The organism is Protofrankia sp. CiP1_Cm_nod2, assembly GCF_920664355.1.
Lineage (GTDB): Bacteria > Actinomycetota > Actinomycetes > Frankiales > Frankiaceae > Protofrankia.
Window position 1 is genome coordinate 1 of record NZ_CAKKTL010000303.1, and the last position, 5,486, is coordinate 5,486.

At 73.5% G+C, this 5,486-nt stretch carries 3 protein-coding genes; 2 read left to right on the forward strand and 1 reads right to left on the reverse strand.

The annotated features are described in order from the left end of the window. Together NBW84_RS22145 and NBW84_RS22150 are read left to right on the forward strand one after the other, a co-directional pair. Window positions 1-443 (forward strand): hypothetical protein (locus NBW84_RS22145; protein WP_250287083.1); only part of this gene is annotated, 443 nt, incomplete at its 5' end. Window positions 444-602: 159 nt separating this feature from the next. After that, entirely contained in the window at window positions 603-929 is a 327-nt protein-coding gene (locus NBW84_RS22150; protein WP_250287084.1) for a helix-turn-helix domain-containing protein, read from the forward strand. Between the two features lie 78 nt (window positions 930-1,007). Here the strand turns inward: NBW84_RS22150 and NBW84_RS22155 are convergent, their stop codons facing one another. Beyond that, window positions 1,008-5,405 carry an RHS repeat-associated core domain-containing protein gene (locus tag NBW84_RS22155; RefSeq protein ID WP_250287086.1) on the reverse strand — a complete coding sequence of 1,466 codons (4,398 nt, stop codon included), beginning with the start codon at window positions 5,403-5,405 and terminating at the stop codon, window positions 1,008-1,010. Window positions 5,406-5,486 lie beyond the last annotated feature (81 nt).

Below are 5,486 nucleotides of genomic sequence, written 5' to 3' on the forward strand. Positions count from 1 at the left end.
GCGAGCACGTCGACACCCTGCTGGCCCGCCCGCCGGCCGCCGACACCGCCGCCGCGGCGGCGCGGCCGGCCCCGCGCCTGCTCGCCGCCCCCGACCTGCTCCACCTCGTCGACCTGCGCGCCGAACACGCCGACACCTGGGCCCGCAACAGGTCGACCCCCACCCCGTTCATCCTCGACGTCTCCCGCGACCGGCTGCCCTACGCCCTGCGCCGCAGCACCCTGAAACTGGCGAAGATCCTCGTCTGGACCGACGCCACCACTCCCGTCACGATCACCATCGCGGACGGAGCCCCCGCCACCCAGACCGCCGGCCCAGCCACCCCTGCACCCCTGACCTTCGACGCCGGCGGCCTCGACCTCACCACCACCCCCCGCATCACCATCCAGACCCCACCCACCGCCACCTACACCCTCCTCGCCCTCTCCCTCACAACCACCTGATACGTAAGCCGCCCGGATTACCCCCATTTGGGGTGATGCCGAAGACATCCGAGGTACTGACTCCTCACAACCGGCTGGCCAGGGCTCGCGACGGACCCGCTCCGAAAAGTGGCCGGTGCCCGAAGCCCGCTACGCCGTCTACCTCAAGGAGCGTGACCAGTGAGTGAGGTTCACAACTACGACAAGGACAGCTTCCTGGCGGAGTTCTTCCCTGACGACGCCGACCGTCAGGAGGCCGAGTCCGGTACCCGGCGGCTCGTCGCCGAGAACCGCGCCCATCGGCTCGCCGAGATGCGTCGCCGCCTCGGCCTGACCCAGGCGGAGGTCGCCGACCGCATGCACGTCCGTCAGGAACGCGTCTTCGCGATCGAACGGGCCACCGTCGACGCCAGCGGACTGCGCACGCTTGCCGCCTCTGTCAGGGCCCTCGGCGGACGCCTGGAGATCATCGCCGACTTCGGCGGCGAACGACTCGTCATCGGCTGAGCATCACGATCTCAAATCCCTCATATCCGCCGGCCGCGCGGCGCCCGGCACTACGTCCGTGGCCATACGTCAGTGACGTCAGTGGACGCGATAAATGCGTACCTGGACGCCCATGCTCGCGGCCCCGGCCACCGCGGTGTCGATTGCGGCCTCCTGCGCCGGGGTCAGTGGGGTGTCCGGGATCACCACGTCGAGTACCCGCGCTGTTTCCGGGCCGATGGTCATGGTGTGGCCGCCACCCGTCCAGGTGCTCTCGCCGACACCGGCAATGTCACCCGCCGCGTTCTCGATGACTCTGGTCAGCCCCGCGCCCTGATACGTCTTCTTCGCGGTGTCGACCGACTTGAGCTGGCCGGCCTCCAGCGCCGGCGCGTCCCGCCCGCCCGGCCCGTAGACAGCACGGTCGAAGCGGCGGAAGTTGCCGTAGAAATGCGTGCCGGGTGTGGCGGACGCCATGGCGGCTTCCGCGCCTCTGCCCTGGATCACGCTGCCCTGCCCCCAGATCGTGGGCCCGCCGGACACGGGCGGCGCCGCGGGCGGCTGTGCCGGCGGCGCCCCGGTGGGTTGGCCCCCAGGTGAGGCCGGACGGCCGGCGGGCGGGCCGCTACCACCGCTACCGCTACCGCTACCGCTACCGCTACCGCTACCGCTACCAGTGGTACTGGTACCAGTGGCAGCGGCGGGCCGTTCCGCCGCTCTGGCCGCTCTGGCCGCTCTGATCCGCGCGGCGCCGGCCGCCGCGGCCGGGAGCAGCCCTTCGGCCAGATCGCCGACCTGGCCGTATTTCTCCGCGTCCTCCGGGGACGCGCCGAGCGCGTGTGCGGCGCTTCGCACCACCCCGCCGATGGGCGTTCCCGGATTGAACTCCCGGGCTCTGCTGGCGGACTCGTCCGTGTTGGTCGCGATTCGTCCGCTGGGCTGGAGGTAGCGCGTCTGATCCGTTTTCGGGAGGACCCGGTACAACAGCTCGCCCGGTAGTTCCCGGGCCTTTTCCCGCGGGAAGTTCCACCAGAAACGCAGGCCGTACCTGTCGATGAAGTCGCCGCGGCGCATCGTGGCGAAGTCGACGAGCTGCTGCCGGTTGATGCCGAGGCTTTCGATTCTTTTGTCGTCCTGCCGGCGTTCCTCGTCGGCCGGGTCCGGATCCAGGCCGGAACGGTCGACATTGGCGGTCGGGGCGGCATGGGCATAGCCGTACAGATTCAGCCCGCCGGCCGTGCCGACGGGGTCGGGGGCGGTCCAGCGGCCCAGCCAGGGGGCGTAGTAGCGGGCGCCGTGGAGTTGGAGGCCGGTTTCGTCGTCGCGTTCGGCGCCGGTGAAACGGTAGCGTTTCAGGCTGATTCCGGCGCCGGGGCGGGCGCTTTCGTAGGCGGTGGTGCCGTAGGCGTGGAACTCCTCGTAGCTCAGGACGTTCCAGGCGTCGTCCAGTTCGACGTTGGTGCTGCCGAGGTGGTCGCCGAGCTGGTAGCGGGTCAGCGGCGCGCCGGCCGCGGTCGTGCCGGCGACCGGCTGGCCGGCGATCATGGTGGGGCGTTCGAGCAGGGCGGTGACACCGCCGCCGGTCTCCACCCGCAGGGTCTCGTGCGCCTCGGTGAGGGTGCCGGCGACGGTGGTGGTGTCGAACTCGGCGGCGCCGACATACCGGCGTTCCTCCAGCCGGTTGCCGTTGTTCTTCACGACGACCTTGCGGGCCCGCTGCCCGTCGTGCCCGTACTGGTAGTAGGCGGTGAGCGTGCCGTGGGCGACGCAGCGGACCGGCTGCCCGCGCCAGCCGGGGGTGAATACCAGCCCGCCGAGGGTGAGCGTGTTGCCGCGGCCGTCGTAGCCGGCCGGTTCCGCGGCGGTCGACGCGCCGGTGACCTGGGAGGACACCAGCCGGTTGCTCGCCGCCGCCACCACGTTCGTCCGGGTCCACTCCGCTCCGGGGGCGGCCGCGAGCTGCCGGTGGCGTAGCTCGGTCAGGTTGCCGCCGTGGTCGTAGGTGAAGGTCTCGACGTAGCGGACGACGGCGGTCAGGTCGTTCGGGTCGGGCAGGTCGCGGACGGGGGGCCGCCGGTCGGCGGCGGCGGTGGTGTGGCCCGTCCCGGCGAGCTCCCGGCCCTCGGAGGTGACGAGCTGGTAGAGGTCGTCGTAGCCGAAGACCCGGTCGGCGGTCACCACCGTGTTGCGGTAGAAGTTCGCCTGCTGGGCACTGTCGGTGATGCGCAGGATGTTGCCGGCGGCGTCGTAGCCGTACCGCAGGTCCTGGACGGGGTCCTGGCCGCCGGCCGGGCCGGTCCTGGTGGTGCGGATGCGGGTGACCCGGTGGGTTCGCTCGTCGTAGCTCGTCGTCACGGTCGCGTGGGACCCGGCGGGGCCGAACACGGTCTTCTCCCGGCGCCGTTTCACGTCGTAGACGACGCTGTCGACGACTGTCTGCGAGCTGCCACCGCGGGGGGTGGCCTCCAGATGGTCGACCAGGCCGGCCGGGTTGTACCGGACGGCCAGCACGCCGCCGTCCGCCGCCGTGGTGGTGACCGGGCGGCTCAGCGCGTCGAACACGCTGGTGGTCAGGCTGCCCGGGGCCGCCTCCAACGCGGCCGAGGCCGCGGCGAGGCGGCTTTCCGGGGTGGGCGCCGCCGTGGCCACGCCCGTCCAGTCGGGCTCCCGGTCGTAGGCGACGGCGAACCGGCGCGCCGACCCGGTGATGTTGCCGCGGAAGTCCCGGCGCAGGGTCTCGGCGAGCCCGGCGCCGTCGAACGTCTGCTGGGCCACGCCGAGCAGGTAGCGGGGGCCGGCGGCGGCCGGGTCGTCGTCGCCGTAGCCGATGACCGACCGGCAGACCTCGCCCGGCGCCGCCAGCTGCCCGGCGGCCGGTCCCCCACCGACCGCCCCGGCGCCCACCGGGCCATCGGGAGACAGGCCGATAGGCGCTGGGGCGGGGAGGGTGGTGTCGCGCACCCAGGTCCGCACCGGGCGGCCGAACAGGTCGTACTCCGGGCGGGCCCGCACCTCGTACGGCGCCGCCGCCGGCGTCCACGGGCCGCAGCCGTGCCACTCGCGTAACGGCCGTCCCAGCGCGTCCGGCATCGTCCGGCTGGTCCCGGCGTCCGGGCTGGTCGTGACGAGCGGGCGGCCGAGCAGGTCGTAACCGTGGGTCGCCACGACGACCCCACGCGGGTCGGTCACCGACAGCACCCGCCCGTCGATGTCGAAGACGGTGGTGGTCACCAGGTCGGCCGTGCCGTTGCGTTCGACGGTCTCGACCGTGCGGCCGAGGGCGTCGAGCCGCGCGGTCGTCGGTGTGCCGGCGTGTGCCAGCGACGCCGCGGCCGCGGCCTTCTCCTCGTCGGTGGCGCCGGGCGCGGTGCGGGCGGCCAGCCAGTCCGAGTCGGCGACCGTGTCGTTGCGGTCGAAGGTCCGCACGGACCAGATCCCCGGTTCGGCCCTGGTGTGGGTGCCGTCCGGGAAGTCGATTCGGGTGGCCCGGTCGACCGGGTCGTAACGCAGCGTCGTCGGGAAGCCCAGTTCGACCAGCTCGGTCTCGGTGTCGTAGCGGTCGTCCGGGGCGAAGTAGGGGTCGAAGCGGCGGACGGGCCGGCCCTTGCCGTCGAAGACGGTGCGGCCGGTGCCGATCCAGCGCGGCCCGGCCATGTCCCGAACGGCCGCCCGCCCGGTCGCGGGGTCGACAACCAGCGCGCCGGCCGGGTCGCGGAACGGCGCCGGGCCGCTCTCGGCCTGCGCCTTGGTCTGGACGGCCACGCCCGCCCCGGAGAAGTAGGTGACCGACTCCGTCCAGTCGCTGCCAGCGGCGTCGGCGGTCCGTGACCGGGTGCGGACCGAGTTCGGGACGCCCCGCTCGTCCCAGGCGGCGAGGTCGAGGGTGTACTCGTGGTCCCACTCGCCTGGTGGGGCGCCCTCCCCGGCGGCGCCGGTCAGCCGGGTCGCGGTCACCATGCCGAGCGCGTCGAACCGGGCGGCCGCGACCGTGCCGTGCGGGTCGGTGACAGCCCGTGGCGTAAGCGTCCGGTAGTCGTTGGTGGCACGCGACAGGTTCCACCGCGGCCCGGCCGGGTCGGCGGTGAAGCGGTCGGTTCCCGGCACGGCCGCCGCGCGGGTGACCAGCAGCCGTTCGGGCAGCAGCGCGTGGACGTCCAGGCCGGCGAAGATGCCGAGGCCGAACGGGTCGACCTGGGCGGTCGGGGCGAAGAAGGCGGCCGGGTCGGGCTGGCTGACCGGCGACGACACCCACCACAGCGGTTCGCCGTCACCGTCCGGCGCCGACTCGTAGTGACCGTCGGTGACGATCGTGGCCGCGTCCAGGTCGGCGGCGACGTCGGCGAGTTGGTCGGCGGTGAGCGCCGCCGCGACCGTGCGGCGGGCCAGCGCACGTCCGGTGAACGAGCCGAAGGGCAGTTCGCGGCGGGCGTCGTCGTCCCAGTAGAGGGCGCGGGTGACCCTCCGCTTACGCCGGCGGAGGACGTGGGCCGGGGGCACGGGACCCGCCGGGCCGACCGGGCCGACGGGCTCGGCCGGCCCGGCGGCGGGCGCGACGGGCGCGGCGGCGAAGCCGGCGAG